This window comes from Pseudomonas sp. HAR-UPW-AIA-41, from assembly GCF_002304225.1.
Taxonomy (GTDB): domain Bacteria; phylum Pseudomonadota; class Gammaproteobacteria; order Pseudomonadales; family Pseudomonadaceae; genus Aquipseudomonas.
Genome location: NZ_NSLB01000001.1, coordinates 153328 through 176559, shown reverse-complemented (window position 1 = coordinate 176559; position 23232 = coordinate 153328). Strand labels below are relative to the sequence as shown.

At 60.9% G+C, this 23232-nt stretch carries 27 protein-coding genes and 2 pseudogenes; 8 read left to right on the top strand and 21 right to left on the bottom strand.

Translation table 11 applies throughout. The annotated features are described in order from the left end of the window. Positions 1-6: 6 nt before the first annotated feature. From tolB to CK486_RS00760, 11 genes are all read right to left on the bottom strand, one after another. Entirely contained in the window at positions 7-1305 is a 1299-nt protein-coding gene (gene tolB, locus CK486_RS00810) for a Tol-Pal system beta propeller repeat protein TolB (RefSeq protein WP_095938408.1), read from the bottom strand. Beyond that, positions 1302-2246, bottom strand: coding sequence for a cell envelope integrity protein TolA (gene tolA / locus CK486_RS00805; protein ID WP_095938407.1), 945 nt, complete (start codon positions 2244-2246; stop codon positions 1302-1304). Before tolA ends, tolB begins: the two co-directional genes overlap by 4 nt. Continuing rightward, complete coding sequence (tolR, locus tag CK486_RS00800; RefSeq protein ID WP_095938406.1) at positions 2246-2704, bottom strand: protein TolR; 459 nt, start codon at positions 2702-2704, stop codon at positions 2246-2248. Before tolR ends, tolA begins: the two co-directional genes overlap by 1 nt. Positions 2705-2718: 14 nt before the next feature. Then, on the bottom strand, positions 2719-3390 hold the full coding sequence (tolQ, locus tag CK486_RS00795) for a protein TolQ (RefSeq protein WP_095938405.1): 672 nt from the start codon (positions 3388-3390) through the stop codon (positions 2719-2721). Between the two features lie 47 nt (positions 3391-3437). Then, positions 3438-3878 carry a tol-pal system-associated acyl-CoA thioesterase gene (gene ybgC, locus CK486_RS00790; protein ID WP_095938404.1) on the bottom strand — a complete coding sequence of 147 codons (441 nt, stop codon included), beginning with the start codon at positions 3876-3878 and terminating at the stop codon, positions 3438-3440. A 53-nt stretch (positions 3879-3931) separates the two neighbouring features. After that, entirely contained in the window at positions 3932-4981 is a 1050-nt protein-coding gene (gene ruvB, locus CK486_RS00785; RefSeq protein ID WP_095938403.1) for a Holliday junction branch migration DNA helicase RuvB, read from the bottom strand. After that, complete coding sequence (gene ruvA / locus CK486_RS00780) at positions 4982-5587, bottom strand: Holliday junction branch migration protein RuvA (RefSeq protein ID WP_095938402.1); 606 nt, start codon at positions 5585-5587, stop codon at positions 4982-4984. It abuts the gene before it with no gap. A gap of 18 nt (positions 5588-5605) precedes the next feature. Further along, positions 5606-6130 carry a crossover junction endodeoxyribonuclease RuvC gene (ruvC, locus tag CK486_RS00775; protein WP_095938401.1) on the bottom strand — a complete coding sequence of 175 codons (525 nt, stop codon included), beginning with the start codon at positions 6128-6130 and terminating at the stop codon, positions 5606-5608. 133 nt (positions 6131-6263) lie between these two features. Continuing rightward, positions 6264-7013 (bottom strand): YebC/PmpR family DNA-binding transcriptional regulator, encoded by a 750-nt coding sequence (locus tag CK486_RS00770; RefSeq protein WP_095938400.1) that lies wholly within the window; start codon positions 7011-7013, stop codon positions 6264-6266. 81 nt (positions 7014-7094) lie between these two features. Continuing rightward, entirely contained in the window at positions 7095-8870 is a 1776-nt protein-coding gene (gene aspS, locus CK486_RS00765) for an aspartate--tRNA ligase (protein WP_095938399.1), read from the bottom strand. Between the two features lie 44 nt (positions 8871-8914). Further along, complete coding sequence (locus CK486_RS00760) at positions 8915-9187, bottom strand: FmdB family zinc ribbon protein (protein WP_095938398.1); 273 nt, start codon at positions 9185-9187, stop codon at positions 8915-8917. A gap of 150 nt (positions 9188-9337) precedes the next feature. Here CK486_RS00760 and CK486_RS00755 point away from each other — a divergent pair, with 150 nt between their 5' ends. The 6 genes and pseudogenes from CK486_RS00755 to CK486_RS18255 all read left to right on the top strand — a co-directional run. Beyond that, positions 9338-10459 (top strand): HD domain-containing phosphohydrolase, encoded by a 1122-nt coding sequence (locus CK486_RS00755; protein WP_095938397.1) that lies wholly within the window; start codon positions 9338-9340, stop codon positions 10457-10459. Between the two features lie 79 nt (positions 10460-10538). Continuing rightward, on the top strand, positions 10539-11363 hold the full coding sequence (locus CK486_RS00750; RefSeq protein WP_095938396.1) for an SDR family oxidoreductase: 825 nt from the start codon (positions 10539-10541) through the stop codon (positions 11361-11363). 99 nt (positions 11364-11462) lie between these two features. After that, positions 11463-11933 carry a Dps family protein gene (locus CK486_RS00745; RefSeq protein WP_095938395.1) on the top strand — a complete coding sequence of 157 codons (471 nt, stop codon included), beginning with the start codon at positions 11463-11465 and terminating at the stop codon, positions 11931-11933. A gap of 99 nt (positions 11934-12032) precedes the next feature. Continuing rightward, entirely contained in the window at positions 12033-13100 is a 1068-nt protein-coding gene (locus CK486_RS00740) for a GGDEF domain-containing protein (protein ID WP_095939024.1), read from the top strand. A 136-nt stretch (positions 13101-13236) separates the two neighbouring features. Further along, positions 13237-13506, top strand: a pseudogene (locus CK486_RS18385) (cold shock domain-containing protein membrane protein); the annotation flags it as partial. Between the two features lie 135 nt (positions 13507-13641). Then, positions 13642-13860 (top strand): annotated as a pseudogene (locus tag CK486_RS18255) (cold-shock protein); the annotation flags it as partial. A 55-nt stretch (positions 13861-13915) separates the two neighbouring features. On the opposite strand, the gene CK486_RS00730 reads toward CK486_RS18255, so the two are convergent. The 9 genes from CK486_RS00730 to CK486_RS00690 form a co-directional block, all read right to left on the bottom strand. Further along, entirely contained in the window at positions 13916-14122 is a 207-nt protein-coding gene (locus CK486_RS00730; protein WP_095938393.1) for a SlyX family protein, read from the bottom strand. After that, a complete protein-coding gene (locus tag CK486_RS00725; RefSeq protein ID WP_095938392.1) occupies positions 14119-14550 on the bottom strand; it encodes an HIT domain-containing protein in 432 nt (143 codons plus the stop codon). The genes CK486_RS00730 and CK486_RS00725 overlap by 4 nt, the downstream gene beginning before the upstream one ends. 79 nt (positions 14551-14629) lie before the next feature. Continuing rightward, positions 14630-16090, bottom strand: coding sequence for a HAMP domain-containing sensor histidine kinase (locus CK486_RS00720; protein ID WP_095938391.1), 1461 nt, complete (start codon positions 16088-16090; stop codon positions 14630-14632). Then, the gene (locus CK486_RS00715; protein ID WP_095938390.1) at positions 16090-16749 is read right to left on the bottom strand and encodes a response regulator; all 660 of its coding nucleotides are present in this window, start codon (positions 16747-16749) and stop codon (positions 16090-16092) included. Before CK486_RS00715 ends, CK486_RS00720 begins: the two co-directional genes overlap by 1 nt. 20 nt (positions 16750-16769) lie before the next feature. Further along, positions 16770-17360, bottom strand: a complete 591-nt coding sequence (locus CK486_RS00710; RefSeq protein ID WP_256574352.1) for a tetratricopeptide repeat protein — start codon at positions 17358-17360, stop codon at positions 16770-16772. 83 nt (positions 17361-17443) lie between these two features. Then, positions 17444-18229 (bottom strand): SDR family oxidoreductase, encoded by a 786-nt coding sequence (locus CK486_RS00705; protein WP_095938388.1) that lies wholly within the window; start codon positions 18227-18229, stop codon positions 17444-17446. Between the two features lie 10 nt (positions 18230-18239). Then, a complete protein-coding gene (locus tag CK486_RS00700) occupies positions 18240-18893 on the bottom strand; it encodes a TenA family transcriptional regulator (RefSeq protein ID WP_095938387.1) in 654 nt (217 codons plus the stop codon). Positions 18894-18902: 9 nt separating this feature from the next. Then, complete coding sequence (locus tag CK486_RS00695) at positions 18903-20363, bottom strand: AMP-binding protein (RefSeq protein ID WP_095938386.1); 1461 nt, start codon at positions 20361-20363, stop codon at positions 18903-18905. Continuing rightward, complete coding sequence (locus CK486_RS00690; RefSeq protein WP_095938385.1) at positions 20347-21036, bottom strand: thermostable hemolysin; 690 nt, start codon at positions 21034-21036, stop codon at positions 20347-20349. The genes CK486_RS00695 and CK486_RS00690 overlap by 17 nt, the downstream gene beginning before the upstream one ends. On the opposite strand from CK486_RS00690, the gene CK486_RS00685 reads away from it, so the two are divergent. Together CK486_RS00685 and CK486_RS00680 are read left to right on the top strand one after the other, a co-directional pair. Beyond that, a complete protein-coding gene (locus CK486_RS00685; RefSeq protein ID WP_095938384.1) occupies positions 21035-21247 on the top strand; it encodes a hypothetical protein in 213 nt (70 codons plus the stop codon). The two genes, CK486_RS00690 and CK486_RS00685, sit on opposite strands and share 2 nt — an antisense overlap. A gap of 80 nt (positions 21248-21327) precedes the next feature. Further along, a complete protein-coding gene (locus tag CK486_RS00680; protein ID WP_095938383.1) occupies positions 21328-22695 on the top strand; it encodes an OprD family porin in 1368 nt (455 codons plus the stop codon). 69 nt (positions 22696-22764) lie between these two features. Here CK486_RS00680 and CK486_RS00675 read toward each other — a convergent pair whose 3' ends face one another. Continuing rightward, positions 22765-23172 (bottom strand): PaaI family thioesterase, encoded by a 408-nt coding sequence (locus tag CK486_RS00675; protein ID WP_256574351.1) that lies wholly within the window; start codon positions 23170-23172, stop codon positions 22765-22767. Positions 23173-23232: the final 60 nt, after the last annotated feature.

Genomic DNA, 23232 nt, shown 5'->3' with positions numbered 1-23232 from the left:
CAGGCATTAATTCAAATAAGGGGACCAGGAAGGTTCTCTGACCTCACCTTGGGCCACGGGCAGAGGCACGCGAACTCGACCATTGGCGGAAGCCAACATGAGTACGCCACGGCCCTGCTGACGGGTGGCGTAGATTACCATGACGCCATTGGGGGCGACAGTGGGCGACTCGTCCAGACTGGTCTCGGAGAGGATGCGCAAACGCCCGGTTTGCAGGTCCTGCACGGCCACCTTGAAGTTGGTGTAACCGTCCTGGCGATGCACCATCACCAGCGCCTTTTCGTCAGCCGAAAGCTTCGGGTTGGCGTTGTAGTTGCCGGTGAAGGTAACCCGCTCGGTAGCGCCGCTGGCCAGGTTCAGCTTGTAGATCTGCGGCTTGCCGGCGCGGTCGGAGGTGAAGTAGATGGTCTGACCATCCTTGCCCCAGAACGGCTCGGTATCGATGGCCATGTGATTGGTGGCGCGACGCAGCTGACGGCTGGCCACATCCATCACGTAGATTTCCGGGTTGCCGTCCTTGGACAGGACGAAAGCCAGCCGGGTGCCATCCGGCGACCAGGCCGGCGCGCCGTTGAGGCCCTCGAAGTTGGTCACCTGCTCGCGACGGCCGGTGTCCACGTGCTGAATGAACACGCGCGGACGGCGCTGCTCGAAAGACACATAGGCGATGCGACGACCATCCGGCGCATAGCGCGGCGACAGGATCGGCTCACGCGACTGCAGCAGGGTCACACCACGGGCGCCGTCATAGTCGGCACGCTGCAGGGTGTAACGGGTGTTGTTCACACCAAAACGCTCGGCGGTCACGAACAGCAGTTTGGTGGAGAAGGAACCCTTGATGCCGGTGAGCTTTTCGAAGCCCTGATCCGCCACGTAGTGAGCCATGTCGCGCAGCTGATCGGTGCCGCCGCTGACGCTGCCGGCCATCACCTGCTGCTGGGTGGCCACGTTGAACAGGGCGAACTGCACCTGCAGGCGACCACCGGCCGGAGTGATATTGCCGATCATCACGTACTGGGCTCCCAGGGCCTGCCAGTCGCGGTAGATGATCTCGGCCGGCGACGTCGGCAGACTGATCATGTTCTGCCGCGGGATCGGGGCATACATGCCGGTGTTGTACAGGTCATTGCCGATGATCTCGGCCATGTCCTGCGGCAGCACGCTGCCGCCCTGCCAGCCGAACGGCACCACGGCGATAGGCGTGGCGCGGTCGCTACCGGCGGTGATCAGCAGCGGATCGGCTGCCTGGACGGCACCGACCAGCAAGCTCAGGCCCAGCAGGGCGATACGAATCAAGGTATTCACAGAGCCAAATCCTCCGGTTTGAAAATCATTCGACGCTGACGATACATCGCATTGAAGGTTGCACCATCCAGCTGTTGCATTTCAGGAATGCGACCAACGTTGCGCACCGCCGCCACCGCCGAGCTATCGAACGGGGCATCGCCGCTGGAACGGGTCACGCTGGCATTGCTGACGGTGCCATCGGGCAGCATCTCGATCAGCACTTCGACACTCATGCCGTTGCGTGCCGACGGCGGACGCTGCCACTGCTCACTGACCAGACGGATAATCAGATCGTCGAGACTGCCGGCAACCTGATCACCAACGGTGTCAGCCTGCGCCTGCTGATACTGGGTATCGTCCGAGAGCAGATCAGCCAGCGCCTGCGCCTTCTTATCCTCGGCGGCCTTGCGCGCAGCCTGCTGGGCGGCCCTTTTCTTGGCTTCCTCGGCAGCAGCCTTCTTCTTGGCTTCCTCGGCCTTCTTTTTCTTCTCGGCTTCGGCCTTTTTCTTGGCCTCTTCCGCTGCCTTTTTCTTCTTCTCGTCTTCAGCTTTCTTCTTGGCGATCGCCGCCTGCTCAACCTTCTTCTGCTCAGCCGCCTTCTGTTCGGCAGCTTTCTTCTGCTCGGCAGCTTTGGCCTGCTCGGCTTTCTTCTTCACCGCTTCGGCGGCCGCCTGCTTTTCCTGCTCGACCTTCTTGGTTTCCAGCTGCTCGACCTGATGGCTAGGTGCCGAGGTTTTCTTGGCCTCGCCGGCGATTTTCTGGTTGGTCTGCGTGGTCGCCTGACTCTGGGATTTGAGCTGGTACAGCGTGGTCTGCACGATCGGCCGTGCCGGTGGCAGCTCAGGCGTGAAGGCGAAACTGACGAACAGCATGACGAACATCAGCGCGTGCAGCGCCACAGCCCAGACGACAGGCCAGAAGTAGCTTTCCGAGGGAGAACTCTCGCGTTGCTGATGCATCAAGGGGCCTCGGTGATCAGCCCGACATTGGCCACGCCGGCCTGCTGCAGACCGCCCATGACCTTCATCACTGCTTCATAGGGCACACGTTTGTCGCCACGCACGAACACCTGCACCGGCTTACCCTGGCTGCTGTTCTGCGCCATGATCGCGCGCACGGTGTTGATCAACGCAGGCAGTTCGGTCGCGGTTTCGCTCTGCTTGCCCTGATCTGTATCGACCTCCTCGCCCATGTTCCAGAAGTAGCTCTGGTCGGCCTTGATCGAGATGGTCAGCACGCGGGAGTTGTTGTCCTGCGGCAGCGCCTCGCTCGAGACCTTGGGCAGGTCAACCTTGACCCCCTGATTGAGCATCGGCGCGGTCACCATGAAAATGACCAGCAGCACCAACATCACGTCGATGTAAGGCACCACGTTCATTTCCGCGTGCGGTTTGCGTCTCTGACGAATCCTGGCCATCTGCTGTCGTCGCCTCAGTCTTCGCTGGAATGCACTTTGCGATGCAGGATCGCCTGGAACTCGTCGGCGAAGGTGTAATAGCGGCCGATCAGCATCTCGCCGCGCGCGGCGAAACGGTTGTAGGCGATAACCGCCGGAATGGCCGCAAACAGGCCGATAGCCGTGGCAATCAGCGCCTCAGCAATACCCGGCGCCACAGTGGCCAGGGTGGCCTGCTGCACCTGGGCCAAACCGCGGAAGGAGTTCATGATGCCCCACACGGTACCGAACAGACCGACATACGGGCTGGTGGAACCGACAGTGGCAAGAAACGGCAGACCGGTTTCCAGCTTCTCTTCCTCACGGGAGATGGCCACGCGCATGGCGCGGTTGACGCCATCCATCACCGCATCGGCCTCGACGCCCGGCTGCTGACGCAGACGGGAGAACTCCTTGAAACCGGCGCGGAAGATCTGCTCGACACCGGAGTCCGGATCCGGGTTGCTGCCAGCCTGGCGGTACAGCTTGGACAGATCGATGCCCGACCAGAAACGCTCCTCGAAGTTGTCCAGTGCGCGCTTGGCGGCGCGCAGCATGGTGCTGCGCTGGAAAATCATCACCCATGAGGTAACCGAGGCGGCCACCAGGGCAAGCATCACCAGCTGCACCACGAGGCTGGCGTTGCTGATCAGGCTCCACATCGACATATGGTCTGCGGCTGCAGTTGCTGCAGTTGCGGCGGTCACTTCCACACTCAATCTCCTGCTGACATGCTCTGTACGGCGGCAAAAGCCGCACGCAATGCCGCCGGTATCACCTGCGGCTTCAAATTCTCGGCCCTGACACAGGCCACCACGAACTGCCCTTCGCAGAGCAGCGCATCATCCGTTACCCGCCTCACCTGTTGACGAAAGCGCAGGCTGGCACGGTTTAACTCAATTACTTCGGCCGTTACCGCCAGCTCGTCATCCAGCCTGGCCGGCGCATGGTAGCGCGCCTCGGCACTGTGCACGACGAACAACACCTCGCTCGCCAGTTGTGCCTGGGAATAGCCCTGAGCGCGCAGGCACTCGGTGCGAGCACGCTCCATGAACTTGAGGTAGTTGACGTAGTAGACGATGCCCCCGGCATCGGTGTCCTCGTAGTAGACCCGCAGACGAATGCTGAACGGCCCACCCTCTTTCGGCGCGCGCATACTCTAGTGCCAGCCCCTTCGCTTGCCAATCGGCGATTTCGACAATTTGTTTGTCATTCGTCGCCCCCGAACAGATCTGGCGTCGACGACTCGCCCAGCCGCTTGGGCACATTCAGCCCGAAATGCAGGTAGGCATGGCGTGTCACCACCCGTCCGCGCGGCGTGCGCATGATATAGCCCTGCTGGATCAGATAGGGTTCCAGCACATCCTCAATGGTCCCGCGCTCTTCGCTGATGGCCGCCGCCAGGCTGTCGATGCCTACCGGGCCGCCATCGAACTTGTCGATCATGGCCAGCAGCAGGCGACGGTCGAGATGATCGAAGCCGTGCTCGTCGACATCCAGCAGATTGAGCGCCTGATCGGCGATCTGCCGGCTGATATGCCCACTGCCGCGTACCTCGGCGAAATCCCGCACACGGCGCAGCAGACGGTTGGCAATGCGCGGCGTGCCGCGCGCACGGCGGGCGATTTCCACCGCGCCCTGCTCATCAATGGCCAGACCGAGAATGCCGGCAGAGCGACTGACGATGGTGGCCAGATCGGCGGTGCTGTAGAACTCCAGGCGCTGGACGATGCCGAAGCGGTCGCGTAGCGGATTGGTCAGCATGCCGGCGCGGGTGGTGGCGCCCACCAGGGTGAACGGCGGCAGATCCAGCTTGATCGAACGCGCCGCCGGCCCCTCACCGATCATGATGTCGAGCTGGAAATCTTCCATGGCCGGATACAGCACTTCTTCGACAATCGGCGACAGACGATGAATTTCATCGACAAAAAGCACATCGCCGGCTTCCAGATTGGTCAGCAAGGCAGCCAGATCCCCCGGACGCTCCAGTACCGGCCCGGACGTGCTCTTGATCGCCACGCCCATTTCCTGGGCGATGATATTGGCCAGGGTGGTCTTGCCCAGCCCCGGCGGGCCGAAAATAAGGGTGTGATCCAGCGCCTCCCGGCGTCCGCGCGCGGCCTGGATGAACAGCTCCATCTGCTCGCGCACACTGGGCTGACCGATGTACTCGGCCAGTCGCAACGGCCGGATGGCCCGGTCGATCTGTTCGTCGCGGTCGCGGCTGCTGGCGGTTATCAGGCGGTCGGCGTCTATCACTTAGAGCATTCCCTTGAGGGCTCGACGGATCATTTCTTCACTGGAGAGGCCATCTTCCTTCACCGCCGCCACCGCGCGGCTGGCCTCCTGCGGCTTGTAGCCCAGGGATATCAGGGCGCTCAGCGCATCACTCTCGGCACTTGAGACCGGCGAAACACTACTCGGTTCAATCACCAGACCTGTCATGCCCGGCAGGGTTTCCCAGGCCTTGAAGCGGTCCTTGAGTTCCACCAACAGACGCTCGGCGGTTTTCTTGCCGACCCCCGGCACCTTGACCAGGGTCGAGGTGTCGCCGGCCTGTACGCAGCGCACCAGTTCATCGACCTCCAGCCCGGACATCAGCGCCAGCGCCAGCTTGGGGCCCACGCCATTGAGACGGATCAGCTCGCGGAAGAACTCGCGCTCACGCTTTTCGGCAAAGCCGTAGAGCAGTTGGGCGTCCTCACGCACCACCAGATGGGTGTGCAGGGTCAGCGGCTCGCCGACCGATGGCAGGCGGTAGAGCGTGGTCATCGGCACTTCGACTTCGTAGCCGACACCGCCGACATCGAGGATCAGGAACGGGGGATGTTTCTCGGCCAGGGTGCCGCGCAGGCGTCCAATCACTTCAGGTTTCCTTCGTCATCACAGGCGCAGACGGCCGGCACGGCGCTTGGCGCCGGCAAGGCCGTGGGGAATCAGACTCTGCCGATGATGGGCATGGCAGAGGGCAATGGCCAGGGCATCGGAGGCATCGATCTGCGGTTTCTGTACCAGTTTGAGCAGGTGCATGACCATCAGCTGTACCTGCTGCTTGTCGGCGCCGCCGGTACCGGCAATCGCCTGTTTGACCTGGGTCGCGGTGTATTCGCTGACATCCAGCCCCGCCTCGATACCGGCCACAATCGCCGCACCACGGGCTTGACCCAGCTTGAGCGCCGAATCGGCATTCTTGGCCATGAACACCTGTTCGATGCCCATGGTCACCGGACCATGCAGGCGGATCACCTCGCTGACACCGCGAAAGACGGCCTGTAGCCGCTCGGGCAAGGCGCCCTCCCCGGTACGGATACAACCGGAAGCGACATACTCACAGCTGCGCCCGGTATCACGAACCACGCCGTAACCGGTAATGCGCGAGCCGGGATCGATGCCGAGGATCAGGGTCATGCCGCCGCGCGCTCCATTGCCGACCGAGGTCGACATACTGTCTATTTATCCAGCCGCCAGTATACGGAGTGGCGCTGATATAAAAAAGCCGGAAGCGCGCGAGCGATTCCGGCTTTTCGCGTTAACGCGAGGATCAGTCCAGCTGAGCCATGATCTCGTCCGGGATTTCCGCGTTGTGATAGACCTCCTGCACATCATCGAGGTCTTCGAGCATATCAATCAGCTTCATCACCTTTTTCGCGGTTTCCAGATCGGTGATCGGAGCCATGATCGACGGAATCATGGCAATCTCTGCCTCTTCGCCCTTGAAACCAGCCGCCGTCAGCGCTTCATTGACCGCAAGAAACTCGGCAAAACTCGTGGACACCAGCGCGGAACCGTCTTCGCCCATTTCAACATCATCGGCACCAGCCTCCAGCGCAGCTTCCATCAGGGCATCTTCGTTGACGCCCGGCGCGAAGCTGATCTGCCCCTTGCGGTCGAACATGTAGGCCACCGAACCATCGGTGCCCAGATTGCCGCCGCACTTGGTAAAGGCATGGCGCACAGCCGCCGCGGTGCGGTTGCGGTTGTCGGTCATGGCCTCGACGATGATAGCCACACCGCTTGGCGCGTAGCCTTCATAGCTCAGCTCGATGACGTTGTCGGCAGCATCGTTACCGGCACCGCGGGCAATCGCCCGGTCGATCACGTCGCGGGACATGTTGGCGGTCAGCGCCTTGTCCACGGCCAGACGCAGGCGCGGGTTATCCGCCGGCACGCCACCGCCATGCTTGGCGGCCACGGTCAGCTCGCGAATCAGCTTGGTGAAAATCTTGCCGCGCTTGGCGTCCTGGCGCCCTTTGCGGTGCTTAATGTTGGCCCATTTGGAATGACCAGCCATAACTCACTCCGATTGTTGCGTTTGTACTTTATCGACAACCCATAACGAAGAAGCCTGGATAACCAGGCTTCTTGTGTCGGCTTATTCGGCCTTGGCTTGCTCGCGCAGGCGAATATGCAGCTCGCGCAGCGCCTTGTTGTCCACCACACCCGGTGCCTGAGTCATGACGCAGGCCGCGCTCTGGGTTTTCGGGAAGGCAATCACTTCGCGGATCGAGCTGGCACCGGTCATCAGCATGACCAGGCGATCCAGGCCGAAGGCCAGACCACCATGGGGCGGCGCACCGTACTTGAGCGCATCAAGGAGGAAGCCAAACTTCTCTTCCTGCTCTTCCTCGCTGATGCCCAGTACGCGGAACACGGTCTGCTGCATGGCCTTGTCGTGGATACGGATCGAACCGCCACCCAGCTCGGTGCCGTTGAGCACCATGTCATAGGCACGCGACAGCGCGGCGGCCGGATTGGCTTCCAGCTCTTCCGGGGTGCAGCTGGGCGCGGTGAACGGGTGGTGCATGGCCGTCAGGCTGCCGTCGTCGTTTTCCTCGAACATTGGGAAGTCGACCACCCACAGCGGGGCCCACTCGCAGGTCAGCAGATTGAGGTCATGGCCCAGCTTGATACGCAGCGCGCCCAGAGCCTCGGAAACGATCTTGGCCTTGTCGGCACCGAAGAACACGATATCGCCATCGACAGCGCCAACGCGGTCGAGGATGACATTAATGTTGTCCAGCGGGATGTTCTTGACGATCGGCGACTGCAGGCCGTCAACGCCGGCCGCACGCTCGTTGACCTTGATATAGGCCAGGCCCTTGGCGCCGTAGATGCCGACGAATTTGGTGTAATCGTCGATCTGCTTGCGCGGCATGCTCGCACCGCCCGGTACGCGCAGCGCGGTGACGCGGCATTTCGGGTCGTTGGCCGGGCCGGCAAATACCTTGAACTCGACGTCCTTGAGCTGATCTTCCACATCCACCAGTTCCAGCGGAATGCGCAGGTCCGGCTTGTCCGAACCGAAGCGACGCATGGCTTCGGCCAGGGTCATGTGCGGCAGCTCGCCGAACTCGACGTCCAGCACTTCCTTGAACAGGTTGCGCACCATGGTCTCGGTGATGTCCATGATGTCTTTCTCATCGAGGAAGCTGGTCTCGATGTCGATCTGGGTGAATTCCGGCTGACGGTCGGCACGCAGGTCCTCGTCACGGAAGCACTTGGCGATCTGGTAGTAGCGGTCGAAGCCGGCCACCATCAGCAGCTGCTTGAACAGCTGCGGCGACTGCGGCAGAGCAAAGAAGCTGCCGGCGTGGGTGCGGCTCGGCACCAGGTAGTCACGGGCACCTTCCGGCGTGGCGCGGGTCAGAATCGGCGTCTCGACGTCGAGGAAGCCGTTCTCGTCGAGGTAGCGACGGATGCTCGAGGTGATGCGCGAGCGCAGCTTGAGCTTCTCGGCCATTTCCGGGCGACGCAGATCGATGAAGCGGTAGCGCAGGCGGGTTTCCTCGCCAACGTCGGTGTATTCGTTGAGCGGGAAGGGCGGAGTCTCGGCTTCGTTGAGCACATCCAGCTCATAACCCAGCACTTCAATGGCGCCGGAAGCCATGTTCGGATTGACCGCACCAGCCGGACGCAGACGCACCTTGCCGGTGATCTTGACCACGTACTCGCTGCGCACACGGTCAGCCTTGGCGAAAGTCTCGGCGCGATCCGGATCGAACACCACCTGAGCCAGACCCTCGCGGTCGCGGATGTCGAGGAAGATCACCCCGCCATGGTCACGGCGGCGGTGCACCCAACCGCAAAGGGTGATTTCCTGGCCGTCCAGGCTCTCGTTCAACTGGCCGCAATAGTGGCTGCGCATCATGATCGTCGTTCGCTTCTCGTTAGTCTTTAAGTCGTCAGGGCCGCTTATTCGCCGGCACCACATCCGCCGGCCGCTCCACAGCCACCGGCCGGACAGGCCGGCGCGCTATCGCTGCCAGCCAGGTTTTTCTTCGCCCCGGTCTTGAAGTCGGTCTCGTACCAGCCGCCACCTTTCAGGCGAAAGCCGGGCACGGACAACAGCTTCTTCAAACCTGCCGCCTGGCAGGCCGGGCAATCGACCAGCGGGGCATCACTGAATTTCTGAATGGCTTCCAGTTGATGACCGCAGGCACTGCATTGATATTCGTAGATTGGCATCGCTGCTTTCCCACAAATCCCGCTAAATACCTGATGTCCAAGCCACCTGCCTGGACAAAGTCGCGGATTATAGACTGAAAGGCCGGGCACTTGCAGCCGCCGGCCGGCAGCTCTCCTATACTCAGTTTTCACTGTCGCCGGAGCGCTGTCATGGCCCTGAATCCATCAGCCGACACATCGGCCGAACTGCTCGAGGAATTCCGCCTGGAGTCCTCCGAACAACTGCCCCGTTGCGAGCAACTGCTGATAGAGCTGGAGCAGCATCCTCAGGACCGCGAGCGACTGCGCCAGCTGTTCCGTCTGCTGCACACGGTAAAGGGCAACCTTGGCGTGGTTGGCCTGCCGCAACTGACGCCCCTGCCCCAGGCCATGGAGGACGTACTGGCGGGCCTGCGTGACGGTCAACTGCAGTTCGACAGCATTCTGGGCGATATCCTGCTTCTGAGCCTCGATCAGCTGCGCGCGTTGCTGCGCGAGGCGTTCGGCGGTGCGCCCAGCGGTCTTTCCAGCGCCCAGATCGGCAGTTTCTGTCAGGCCCTGCACGCCCTGGCCGGCGCTCCGGCAGGACGTCAGGACGAACTGCGCCACCTGCTGCTTCAACAACTTGATCCCTCTACCCCCCTGCAGCCAGCGTCTCCCGCCCAGAGCCCGCCCGACTGCCAGCAGATCCTGGCTCGACACGGCATCCCGCTGGACGAGGACATGGCCTTCTTCATCGAACTGATGCAGGCCAGCGAAAAGCGTTCGCACTACTGGCAGGGACGCGGCTTGCGCCTGCTGGCCCTGGCTCTGGCCATGAATCACCTCGGCGGACACCCGGCAGAGCCCGCGCAACTGGCTGCCGCCATTTGCCTGCATGATCTGGGCATGGCATTCCTGCCACTCAGCCTGCTGCACAAACAGGAACGCCTCAGTCGCGAAGAGCGCCGCCAGGTACAGAGCCACCCCCGCCTGGGCTACGACCTGCTGCGGCGCCTCCCGCAATGGCAGGCCGCAGCCGAAATCATCCTGCAGCATCAGGAACACGCCGACGGCAATGGTTATCCCAAGGGCCACAACGAAGCGGAGATTGTGCCGGGCGCGCTGATTCTGGCGATTGCCGACACTTTCGATGCCCGGACTCACGAGCGTGCCCACCAGACCCTGAGCAAACGCCCACGACTGCGCGCCATTCTGGAAATCAACAACCAGGCCGGACGCCAGTTCAGCGCTCACTGGGTCGAAGTGTTCAACCGCACACTCCAGCAACAGCCGGAGCTCACACGGCTTTGAGCCGGTTGCCCTGAAGGGGCGGGCCTGACTACTCTGCGCCAGTCTTTCCCGATAACGACCCATAAAAAGAGGCGCACAGATGCAAGTACTCAGTGGCAAGGTTGCCGTGATCACCGGCGCAGGCTCAGGCATTGGCCGCGCGCTGGCCGAACAACTGGCCAAGGAAGGCTGTGCTCTGGCGCTGGCCGACATCAACCAGGAAAATCTGGAAAGCCTGGCTGCCGAACTGCGCCTGACCAACACCGACGTCAGCTGCCATGTGCTGGATGTGGCCAATCGCGCGGCCGTTTATGCCTTTGCCGATGAAGTGCTGGCCCACCATGGCAGCGCACAGATCATCATCAACAACGCCGGCGTCGCGGTTTCGCAGACGGTCGCCGACCTCAGCTATGACGATTTCGAATGGCTGATGGGCATCAACTTCTGGGGCGTGGTGCACGGTACCAAGGCCTTCCTGCCGCATTTGCTCAAGAACAACGATGGCCACATCGTCAACATCTCCAGCATCTTCGGCATCATCGGCGTGCCCACCCAGAGCGCCTACAACGCCAGCAAGTTCGCCGTGCGCGGCTTTACCGAAGCGCTGCGCCAGGAGGTGCAATGCACCCAGGTCAAGGTCAGCTGCGTGCACCCGGGCGGCATCAAGACCAACATCGCAAAGTCCGCACGCTTTTACCGCGACATGAGCGGCAATCAGGATGCCGCGCGCTCGGCCGCCAATTTCGACAAGATCGCCCGCACCACGCCAGCCGAAGCGGCCCGAGTCATTATCGACGGCATCAAACGCAACAACCCTCGCATCCTAATCGGCGCTGACGCACGCCTGCTCGACCGCCTGCAACGCCTGATGCCCGTCAGCTACACCCGTATTCTGGCCAGGCTGACGGGCAGTCGTAGCAATTGACGCAGGCAATACATCAATCCCATTGACACAACGCATGCCAGGCTAAGCTGCCGCACTGTTAACCTGTCATGAACCTTTACCCCTGAGGAGGCATATCCCATGGAAATCAATATCGGCATCCCCCAGGCAGACCGCGCCGCCATCGCAGAGGGCCTGTCGCGCCTGCTGGCTGATACCTACACCTTGTATCTGAAGACCCATAATTTCCACTGGAACGTCACCGGGCCAATGTTCAATACCCTGCACCTGATGTTCGAAGCGCAGTACACCGAACTGGCTCTGGCCGTTGACCTGATCGCCGAGCGCATCCGCGCGCTGGGCTTTCCCGCACCTGGCACCTATGCCGCCTATGCCCGACTGTCGTCGATCAAGGAAGAGGAAGGCGTGCCCAACGCTCAGGACATGATTCGCCAGCTCGTTCAGGGCCAGGAGTCGGTAGTCCGTACTGCGCGCGGTATTTTCCCGCTGATCGAGCAGGTCAGCGACGAACCAACAGCGGATCTACTGACACAACGCATGCAGGTTCATGAGAAGACCGCCTGGATGCTACGCAGCCTGCTGGACAGCTAACCAACTCACAAAGGCCCGCAAAAGCGGGCCTTTGACTGGTTACGCAAAGCGCGCTGCTCTATGCTTGGCGCATTCGCCCACCTGTTCACAGTGACGTGCATGACTCAGCCTGCTAAAGCCCCCACCATTCTTGACCTCTTTCCTGAAGAGACTCGGGAGGCTGCTGATCTGCTCAAACATGCCGTACCCCTGATGATGCGGCACGACATTGCACCCACACCTGTGCATTTTGCCCTCTGGTACAGCTATTGCCGGGGCCAGGACCAAGAGCTGAACCGCCGCCTGGACAAGATCGTCAAGGATTTCGATTCAGTTCCTCCAGAGTCGGCCAGCAAGCTCTTTCGTGAACACATTATCCGTGGCGAACTGGAAGAGGCCCGTGCAGGGCAGCAGCAGGTCATCGAACTAGTCGACGAAATCGAAGGTGATGTGGTCAGCAGTGTGGCTGGCAGCAAGGCATATCAGCAGAGCCTGATTGCCGGGCTGGATGCACTGCGCGAGCCAGTGGTAGATGAACTGCCCAACGTGCTTAACGACCTTCAAATCAGCACCCAAGCCATGCAGGATCAGCAGGAAAAGTTCCTCTATCGTCTGCAAGCCGCTCAATCGGAAATCCAGCACCTGCGCGATCAGCTCGAGCGTGCGCATATGGCCGCCACCCTCGACGGACTGACTCAGGTATTTAATCGCAGCTCATTTAACCGTCTTCTGCACCAGGCTGTAGAACGTGGCACCAAGAACCTGGCTCTGCTGATGCTGGACATTGACCATTTCAAAAGCTTCAACGATCAATATGGTCATCCGCTAGGCGACCGTGTATTGCAGCATGTTGGCCAGCTGCTGCGTGAACTGCTTCCGCCTGGCGCGCTAGCGGCACGCTATGGTGGTGAGGAGTTCAGCGTCATTCTGCTCAACTGCCCCGACATGCAGACCGCTCACGCGTTTGCCGAACAGCTTCGCACGAAGCTGCAAGCACTCCGGGTCAAGGTGCGTAGTACCGACAAGGTACTCAACACCATTACGGCTTCGTTCGGCATTGCCATGGCACAAACCGGCGACACTCCGGAAACACTGCTGCAGCGTGCCGACGATGCCCTCTATCAAGCCAAACGCAATGGCCGCAATCAGGTCCAGCCAGCGCTCGAGACGCCACCGCTAACCGCTTGATTTGAGTGGCGATACGCTTTGCGGTTAAATACCGCGCGTGTCGCAGCGAGCTCCCTCCTGTCGATATAGGCAAGCAGCGTCACCGCTGGCGCTGCTGGCTCTTGTATTTACCATCCATGCCACGAGTTGATTATCAATGCTGAAAATCGTCCATCTGCTGACGGGCGTTACCGCCCTGCTGTTGTCCTTTATTCCCTCCCTGCGTGCCGAAGCCGTTCCTTATCTGCAACAAGCTGATGCCATCTACTTGACCCTGCTGGGCCTGCTCAACCTGCTGCTGGCCCCGCAACTGCCCCAGTGGCAGGGTAATCGCCAGCTTCTGCAGAGCTTCTGCTCCGCCCTGCTGGTTGCAGCCGTGGCCCTGCAAAGCTTGGGCGTCCTCGCTCCGCTCAGCACCCTGGCCGGCCAACCGGTGATTCTGCTCAGCCTGCTCAGCGCCGCCATCGCCACCCTGCTGCACGTTGCCAACAACTTCCGCAGCGAAGCCGGGCAACGTGACAGCTTCGCCTATACCCCCGGAGAAACCGGTGGTGCCCAGGGCAATCGCGAGACCGGCACGGTCAAGTGGTTCAATACCTCCAAGGGTTTCGGCTTCATCTCCCGCGACACCGGCGACGATATCTTCGTGCACTTCCGCGCTATCCGCGGTGAAGGCCACCGCATCCTGATCGAAGGCCAGCGCGTGGAGTTCTCGGTGATTCAGCGTGACAAAGGCCTGCAGGCCGAAGATGTGATCGCCGCTGCACCCAATCGCCGCTAATGTAGACAGGCGATCAAAAAAGCCCAGCAATGCTGGGCTTTTTCATGTCTGTGATTCAGTAATGCGGGGGCGGCTCGTCGCCCAGAGGTTCCCCGACCTGACCGGCCAGGTCTTCCTGTCGCCGCGCCAGCGCCGCCAACTGCAGCTGCAGCCGCTCGATATCGCGCTGTTGGCGGGCTATTTCATCGCTCATGGTCAGCAGAGCATCGTCCTGAAAGGCCACCCGGGTCTCCAGCTCCATCAAACGCAGCTCAACGCTCATGCCGACTCTCCGGCAAACTGAAAATCATCGTCCAGCACCATACGCAGCTTGCTCCGCAGCGCAGCGACCTGTTCGTCACTGTAGGGCTTGGCCGGGTGCTTGCCCCAGACGGGCGCGGGCCAGGCCGGATCATCCTTGCGCCGCACGATGACATGCATGTGCAGCTGACTGACCACATTACCCAGTGTGGCCACATTCATCTTGTCCGCCTTGAAGGTGTCCTTGAGTACCTCCGCCAGCTCGGTGCTCTCGCGCCACAACTGCTGCTGCTCCTGAGCATCCAGCTGGAACAGCTCGCTCACCTCATCACGGCGTGGCACCAGAATGAACCAGGGATAATTGGCATCGTTCATCAACAACAGGCGACAGAGAGGGAAGTCTCCCAGCAGCAGCGTGTCCTGCTGCAGACGTTGATCCAGGGTGAACATGGCATTTCTCCGCAAAGGCCTTCGAATTCAGCGTAGCCGCATCAGTGACGGCAACGTGGCGCAGAGAATACCGCAGCGATCAGTGGCGCGGCAGGCGCACGCGCACCTCTAGGCCGCCTAGTGCTGCCGTGTGCAGACTGATTTCGCCGCGGTGCAGCTCGACGATGCGCTGCACGATGGACAGCCCCAGGCCGGCCCCCTGCCCCGGACCTTGCCGGTAGAAGCGCTGGAACAATTGTTCCCGTTGTTCCTGCGGCACCCCGGGGCCACTGTCCTGAACGCTGAGCAGCAGACTGTCACCCTGTCCCTGCAAAGCGATCTGGATACGACCGCCTTCCGGGGTGTACTGCAAGGCATTACCGACCAGATTCTGCAGGAGAATCCCAAGGCTGGGCGCATCGCCCCGCAGCAGGAGATCGGCCGTTTCATCGAGGTCCAGGGTCAGCTCCTGATCACGCTCCAGCGCCAGCGGAATCAGCTCGGCCAGCTCCTGACGCACAAAGGCCGCCAGATCGAAGGTCTGCATGGCCAGCTGCACGGCATTGGGTTCAAGCCGTGCCAGGGTCAGCAGTTGCGTGACCACCCGAGTAGCGCGATCCACGCCACCGATCAATTGCGCCAGGGCAGCATCGCGCTCTTCAGCAATCACAGCAGAAACGGCGTTCTGCGCATGAATCCGCAGCACCGCCAGCGGTGTACGCAGCTCATGAGCGGCATCGGCCAGAAAGCGCTTTTCCCGCTCCAGCAGCACATTGACCTGCTGCAGCAGACGATTGAGCGAGGCAGCCATCGGCTCCAGCTCGGAGGGCAATGGGGCCAGCACCAGCGGTGCCAGGTTATCCGGGTCACGACTTTTTAGAAAATTGACCATCTGCTGCAAGGGTAACAAGCCCATACCCACCGCTACCCAAACCAGCAGGGCAAGCAATGGCAAACCCAGCAAATCAGGCAGCAGACTGCGCATGGCTATTTTTTCTACCAACTCGCCGCGCACATCACCTCGCTCGGCAACCATGATCCACTTGCCCGCCAGTTGGTCGTGCAACATGAATACCCGCCAGTGGTAGTGCCCCAGAGGAACGGTGTGATAGCCGAGCAGATCTGCTCCGGTACTGCTCAGCGGCTCGCCACCTTGATGAGCATGCGCCTCAGCAGTCTGCTGATGGAAATCCACAATCATCCGGCGCAGCAGATCAGCAGGGGCACTGGCGGACTGGAGCAGTACCTGCCCGTTATCGTCGAGCACCTGAAAGGCCAGCTTGCCTTCGTAAGGATGTCCGTTTGCCGGCAATGCCGGACTGGCAGCGCGTTGACTGAGCAGAGCACTATTAAGCGCACGCTGCATCAGCTCCCGTGTTGCCAGCGGCATATCCCCCCCGACCATGCCCTGAAGAATGCGTGCGGTCTGTGCCAACTGGGCATCGAACAACTCTTCGATCTCATGCTGCGCGTCGAAGTAGCTTTTCAGGGAGATCGCCGTCAACGAGAACACAAGCACGCCCAGTACCAGACCGAGAATCCGGGCGCGAATCGAGCGCATCAGGCCTTCTCCGCCATGTAGCCCACGCCACGCACGGTGCGGATCAGCTCGGGGAAAAACTTCTTGCGCAGGTGGTGCACATGCACCTCCAGAGCATTGCTTTCAACGTCCTCATCCCAGCCATACAGCACCTGCTGCAGACGATCACGTGTCAGTACCCGGCCCGGCTGCACCAGCAACTCATGCAGCAGGAGAAACTCCTTGCGCGGCAGGCTCAGGCTCTGGCCTTGCCAGGTCACCAGCTGACTAGAAGGATCGAGGACGATGCCGCGGTACTCCAGCAGCGGTTCGGAGCGGTTGAAACTGCGCCGCAACAAGGCGCGTAAACGCGCCTTGAGTTCGGCCACATCAAAGGGTTTGACCAGATAGTCGTCGGCTCCGGCATCCAGCCCGGCAATACGATCTCCCGTGGCATCGCGGGCCGTGAGCACCAGCACCGGCAACTGATGCTTGCCACTGCGCACGCGCTTAAGCACCTGCAAACCATCCAGGCGCGGCAACCCCAGATCGAGAATCACCAAGTCGAAACTTTCCTGCTCGATGGCGTGCACGGCACTCAAACCATCCTGCAGCCAGTCCACCGTGTAGCCCTCCGGTTTGAGGGCTGCACGAATACCCTCACCGAGGGCCGGATCATCTTCCACCAGCAGCAAACGCATGCGCAGTCCTTAGAGTCTGGTTACTTCAATTCGGCCGCGACCTTGTCCAGTAGCGCCTGGATTTCCGCCTGACGACCACGATCGGCCACCTCACGCCCAGGGCGTGGTTTGGCTGCCTGCGCCTTGAGCAAGGCCGCGCGAGCCTCAGCATAACGCTCCTGACGATAGAGGAAATCACCGTAGAAGTAGTTGGGATCGATACCATCGGGATTCAGGGTCAGCGCCTTGCTCAGCATGGCCTCGGCCTTGTCATCATCGCCAAAGCCAACCGGCCAGCCCGGCACCTGATAATACAGCGCGCCCAGACTGGTATACGCCGAGCCATCCAGAGCCTGATCATTCTTGGCCAGCGCCTGTTCCAGACTGGCTTTCGAGGCTTTGACCAGATCCAGCGCCCCCAGACCGCCCTTGGCCCCGGCATAGGTACTCAGAATGATGCCACGCCAGATCAGCAGCTCCGCAGCCGGGTTGTTGCGCACCTCGGTCTCGGCCTGCGCGGCCAGCTCGGCGAAAGCCGCTTCGCGCTGCTTCTCCGGCAACTGGTAATTGACCTCGGCCCAGCGGCTCTGCAAGCGCGTCAGCGTCTCATTGACGTCTGCCGCCCAGCTCATCAGCGGCGCTGCCAGCAGTCCGGCCAGCAATACCGCGGTCGTTTTCATCTTGCGCATGGCGATTCCTCCCAGGAATGTCTTGGTTATTTGCGGGCAAAGCGTTGAATGACAGGCAGCTGCTTGCGCAGCGCCTGATCGACGACCCGTGGCAACAGGCCGTTAAGACGCACGAAGAGCTTCTCCGGCCAGCCCATGTACAGTTCCTCGCGCTCGGACTCAATTGCCGCAAGCACGGTACTGGCCACCAGTTGTGGATCATCCATGGCCACTTTCAGCTCGGTGTTCATGGCCACTACGCTGTCGCTGTTCATACTGGTACGCGTAGCCCTTGGCGCGAGATAGAGCACCTTGACCTGGGTGTCGGCCAGTTCGCGGCGTAGCGCCTCGGAAAAGCCGCGGATGGCGAACTTGCTGGCGCAATAGGCGGTAAAACCGGGATAGCCGATAGAGCCGAAGGTCGAGCCGATATTGACCACCAGCGCCCGCCCCTGCTGACGCAGAATCGGCAGCAGGCGATGGGTCAGCTGCAGCGTTGCGGTGACATTGAGCTGTACCAGCTCGGCAATGGCCTCCTCATCCTGCTGATCGAGCAGGCTGAACTGATTGACCCCGGCGGCATTGATCAGGGCATTGATACCGGAGAAGCGCCGAGCCGCCGACTGTACGGCTTCGCGGCCAACGCGCTCGCGGATGTCTGCCACCACCCACTCGATCTGTCCCGGATACGCAGCGGCCATCTGTTCCAGAGCGGCCGCCGTGCGGCCGACCAGCAGCAAGCGCGCACCTCCTTCAGCCAGTACCGACACCAGAGCACGGCCAATGCCACCACTGGCACCGGTGACCACCGCCCGACATTCATTGAGCTGCATGGTTATCTCCTCAGGCCGACAGCGGCAGGCTGCGGAACATATCGCCGTACAGGCGGTAAACCACCCGTGCGGTATGGATCACGGCCTGCTTGTCTTCGTCGCTTTCAAGTTTGTTCATCAGGTTCTCGTAGAACTTGATGTGCTCGATATCCAGGCTGCCGTGAGAGGTCAGGTAGCTGAAGGCCTTGTTCGGCAATCCCAGCTTGCCCTGAATCACACCGGCGGCCTGGGTGGCCAGAGCGATGCTAGTGCCTTCCAGCACGTTGACCATGCCGAAGAAACTCACCGGGTTACCGCGATTGATGCGGTCGTAGACATAGCTGACCATCAGTTCGGTCGGCAGATGCGGCTGGCCATGACGGACAGCTTCGGCGTCGGCACCGCAGGCGCGGATATCGTTGAGGATCCACTCCTGATGGCCGTACTCCTCCTCGATGTACTCGGCAATCGCCTCACGCAACCACTCGAGACGCTCTGGCAGACGGGCCCCGCAGGCCATCAGCAGCGGCACGGTATGTTTGACGTGGTGATAGGCCTGGGTCAGAAACGCCACATAGCTGGGCAGGCTGACAGTGCCGGCCATCGCCTGCTGAATGATTGGCGCGCCCAGCAGGTATTCACGTTCGGCAGCGGTTTCTTGTTGCAGCAGATCAAAGAAGTTCATGTTCAATCCTCAAAGAGTATGAGTAGCCATCAGGGTTTCGATGGCGGTCTGATAGTGAGCAAACAGGGCAACTCGACGCAGCCGGCCATTGCTGGTGGCCAGGCCGTTGTCGGCAGTAAAAGGTTGTTCGGCGCGGATCCAGTGATGTACCCGGGCGTAATCCGGCAGGCCGGCGTTGACCGCATCAACGGCGGCCTGCACATCCGCATCGGAGGTGCCGGGAAAGCGCAGCGTCAGCACCGCCACATTGGCCGGCTGGGCCTCGCCATGCAGCCAGGCCTGGGCGATCGGCAACTGCTGAACCAGTTCCGCCTCAACCCACTCGGGGTTGACGTTACGTCCGTAGGCCGTGATGAACTGGTTCTTCTTGCGCCCATGCAGGACCAGAAAGGAATCCTCGAAGTGGCCAAGGTCGCCAGTCGCCAGCCACTCGTCATGAACACAAGGCTCGCCTAAGTAGCCAAGCATCCGCGCACCACGCACCAGCACCTCGCCATCGTCGGCCAGACGCACCTCGACATGTGCCAGCGGCTCGCCGACAGTCCCCGGACGACGGGCCTCGGGCCGGTTAAGACAGACCACCGATGCACACTCCGACAGGCCATATCCCTCGAATACCGGCAGCCCCAGCGCCCCGGCGCGCTCCAGCAGCGGCTGAGCCACCCGGCCACCACCCACGGCAATAAAGCGCAGCGAGCTCGGAACAGGCAGCCCACGCTCGGCAGCCGTGACCAGCGCCAGAAGCAGCTGTGGCAGGAGGATCAGGCTATGCGGCTGGACCTTGTTGAGGGCTTGCAGAAAGCTCGGCAGATCGAACTGACTCGCGCCCTTCAGGCCTACCTGAGCCAGGGGCAGCAACTCGACACAGGCACCGGCCAGCAACGGGGCGTAAACCCCGGCGATGTTTTCCAGGAGGGTCGCCAGCGGCAACACACACAGATGGCGCTCGACCTGACAACTCAGGCTCGCCTGCCACAGGCTATGGGCCACGCGCAGCTGCACATCGGCATCCAGACACACGCCCTTGGGCTGCCCGGTGGTGCCGGAGGTGTAGGTAATCTTCAGGGTGCCGGCAGGTAACTCGGCGGCTTGCGACAGAGTACGCTGAGCCAGACCGGCTTCAGTCACTGCAAACCCAAATCCGGCAAAGGCCTCAGGATCGCTACTGATCAGCGTATCCACACCCGCGCTGTCCAGAACATGGCGCTGCTGATCACAGGAGAAAAAGCCCGGCAGCGGCACACAGGGCAAGTTGGCCTGCAGGCAGGCCAAATCCCACAGCACCCAGTCAATGCCGTTATCCAGAGCCAGACTGACCCGGCGCGCACCATGGCGCAGCAACAGATCGGCACGCGCACCAACCTGTTCCAGCAACTGCGCATAACTCAGCTGCCGTGGACCTTCACTCAGGGCCGGCAGATCGCCATGCGCGGCCATGCCGGCAAAGAACTGCTCAACCACAGGCGACATCGCTCACCTCCAGCGACGGGTAAAAGGCTTCAAGACCCAGTCGACGGTAAAGGCCATGAGCCTCAAGGCGCGTATGCCCGCCCCAGATATCACCGACCATCACCTGCGGTTTGGTGGCGTAGTAGCTGCCCCAATCCGCCAGATCGGCACCCATACGCTGAGGGTCAGCAAGGCCCAGCGAAATCGGGCTGAGCCCCAGACGCTGAAAACTGTTGAGCAGACTCAGGGTCCCGGTAAAGGTCACCCACCGGAAACCCTGGCTGACCAGAAAATGCGTCATAGCGATGATCAACAAGCGGGCATGCCCCGCCTCAAGCGCACCAAGATTGCCCACCTCGACGATTTCATCGCGCGCAATCGAGCGGCCGCTGCGCAGGGCAATGGCCTCCTCGATAGGCATATCCAGGTAACGTTCAAGAAACAACACACCCTGTGCAGCGTTACGAACCCCCACAGCCGCGCGCAGCGTCCCGTGCTCATCATCCAGACCGAGCAGGCATGGCATAAAATGCTGGATACGTGCGCCGTAGTGCTCGGCAAAGCGCTCACGAATAAAAAATTCCAGGCGCTCTCGTGTATTTGTGCACGCGTCTTGCTTAACCAAGCTCAGCGTAAGGGAAGACTGTTGACCGATCTTAGCCAACAGCGTGGCCGGTGCCCCCTGAAACTCCATGATCGAACCTCGTGGCATGGAAGTGATGGGAGCAGTGTGTGGCGGCAGTCTTAACCGACCCTTAAGCACGGAAAAGAAAGCGGTAGCGATTAAGAAGAAGGTTGGGGGATTTATTTTTGCGACAGACGACTTGCAAAAAAGCGACACGAAGTGCCGCCTAGTCGAGCAAAATAAGCCAGAACTGTTATCAGTTGCGCGTCACATGCTATAAGTTTGGCGCCGACACAAAAAGAAAGAGCCGCCTTAAATCAATAGGTAGCGAGAATCTTCTAAACCAAAGGAGCAATCACAATGCAAGTGATGAAGTGGAGCGTTCTGGCCCTCGCGGTCACCGCCGGTACTGCACAACTGGCGATGGCCAGCGCACAATCCGAAGCAAAAGGCTTTATCGAAGACAGCGACCTGCAGCTGTTCAACCGCGCCCTGTATCACAACCGTGATTTCAAAAACGGCGCTGGCCATATTCCGACTGTCGATACCGACGGTGACGGCGAAGAGGACTCCTCGTTCAAGAGTGGCTACGCCGAAGAGTTTGGCCTCGGCACACGCGTTCTGTTCGAATCCGGCTTCACTCAGGGCACAGTAGGCTTCGGCGTTGACACTTTTGTTCTGGCCAGCACCAAACTGGACACCGGCCGCGGCCGTGTAGGCCTGGGCCAGTTCAGCACCAACAGCGAAGACCGCGCTGAAGATACCCAAAGCCAAGCCGGCGCCGCCGTTAAAGCTCGCCTGTCTAACACCACTCTGAAGTACGGCAATCAGTTTGTTGCCTCGCCGGTATTCAGCACCGACGACTCGCGCATCCTGCCGGAAACCGCTACCGGTACCTATCTGGTCAGCAACGAGATCGAAGGCCTGGAGCTGAGCGCTGGTCACTTCACCGCCATGAGCAGCCAGGTAGCCACCGGCCGCGACTCCCTGACTGCCGAAGCAGATCTGGATGGCGATGATGTTGACGAGATCTACACACTGAAGTCGGCCAACATCTTCGGTGCTGCCTATCAGTTCAGCGAAAACTTCAGCGGCGCCATTCACGCTTCTGACGTAGAAGACTTCGTCAAGAAGAAGTACCTGAACCTGAACTACACCCTGCCGCTGGCCGATGATCAGTCCCTGAACTTCGACCTGAACTACTACAAGTCCGACGACGATGGCAAGAAAATTGCCGGCGAAATCGACAACAAGATCTGGTCGCTGGCCGCTGCCTACACTCTGGGCGCACACACTGTGACCCTGGCCCACCAGCGCTCCACTGGCGACACCGGCTACTACTACGGCATCGACGGTAACGGCACCATCTGGCTGGCCAACTCCGTGCAGATCTCTGACTTCAACGGCAAGGACGAGCGCTCCTGGCAGGTTCGTTACGATCTGGACATGGAAACCTACGGCGTACCGGGCCTGAGCTTCATGACCCGCTACATTACTGGTGAAGACGTGGACTACGGTGTTGACAACGCCGGCGAGAAACTGCCGAACGGCGAAGAAAACGAGTGGAACTTCGAGTCCAAGTACATCATCCAGGATGGTGCTGCCAAGGATCTCTCCTTCCGCCTGCGTCACTCGATCTACCGCGGCAACGGTATTCAGAACGAAAACTACGCCCCGGACATGAACGACACCCGCCTGATCATCGAATACCCGCTGGACATCATCTAAGTCCTGCAGGTTTACGCCTGATCGAAGAAACCCGGCCTAGGCCGGGTTTCTTTTTGCCTGCCGAAAAGCTTAAAGCGGCAAAGCGTATGTGCCTGTCACATGTGCCACCAGATCATCCCCACCGCCCAGCGAATACAGCTCCACCTCACACACTGCCTGTCGCTTGGACAGCCTCAGAATCCGCGCCTCGGCAATCAGATCCACTGCTTTTGGCTTGCTCAGGAAGTTGATATTCAGGTTCGAGGTCACGGCCATTTCAACTCGTCCTAGCCGCCCCAGCACAACGGCATACATGGCCGCATCGGCCAGCGCCATGATGGTCGGCCCGGACAGCGTGCCGCCCGGCCTGACTAGCTTGCCGTGGAAGGGCACGCGCGCGATGGCCCGCTCGGCATCCAGATGATCGATGCACAGGTCGATATCCTCGGCCATGGGCACGCCCAGACGAATCAGCCCCTGCACCTGCTCAGCAGTCAACACCGACATTTCCACAGCTCTCCGTTTCAGCGGGCCCGCCTGTACGTCAGGGGCCCGGGC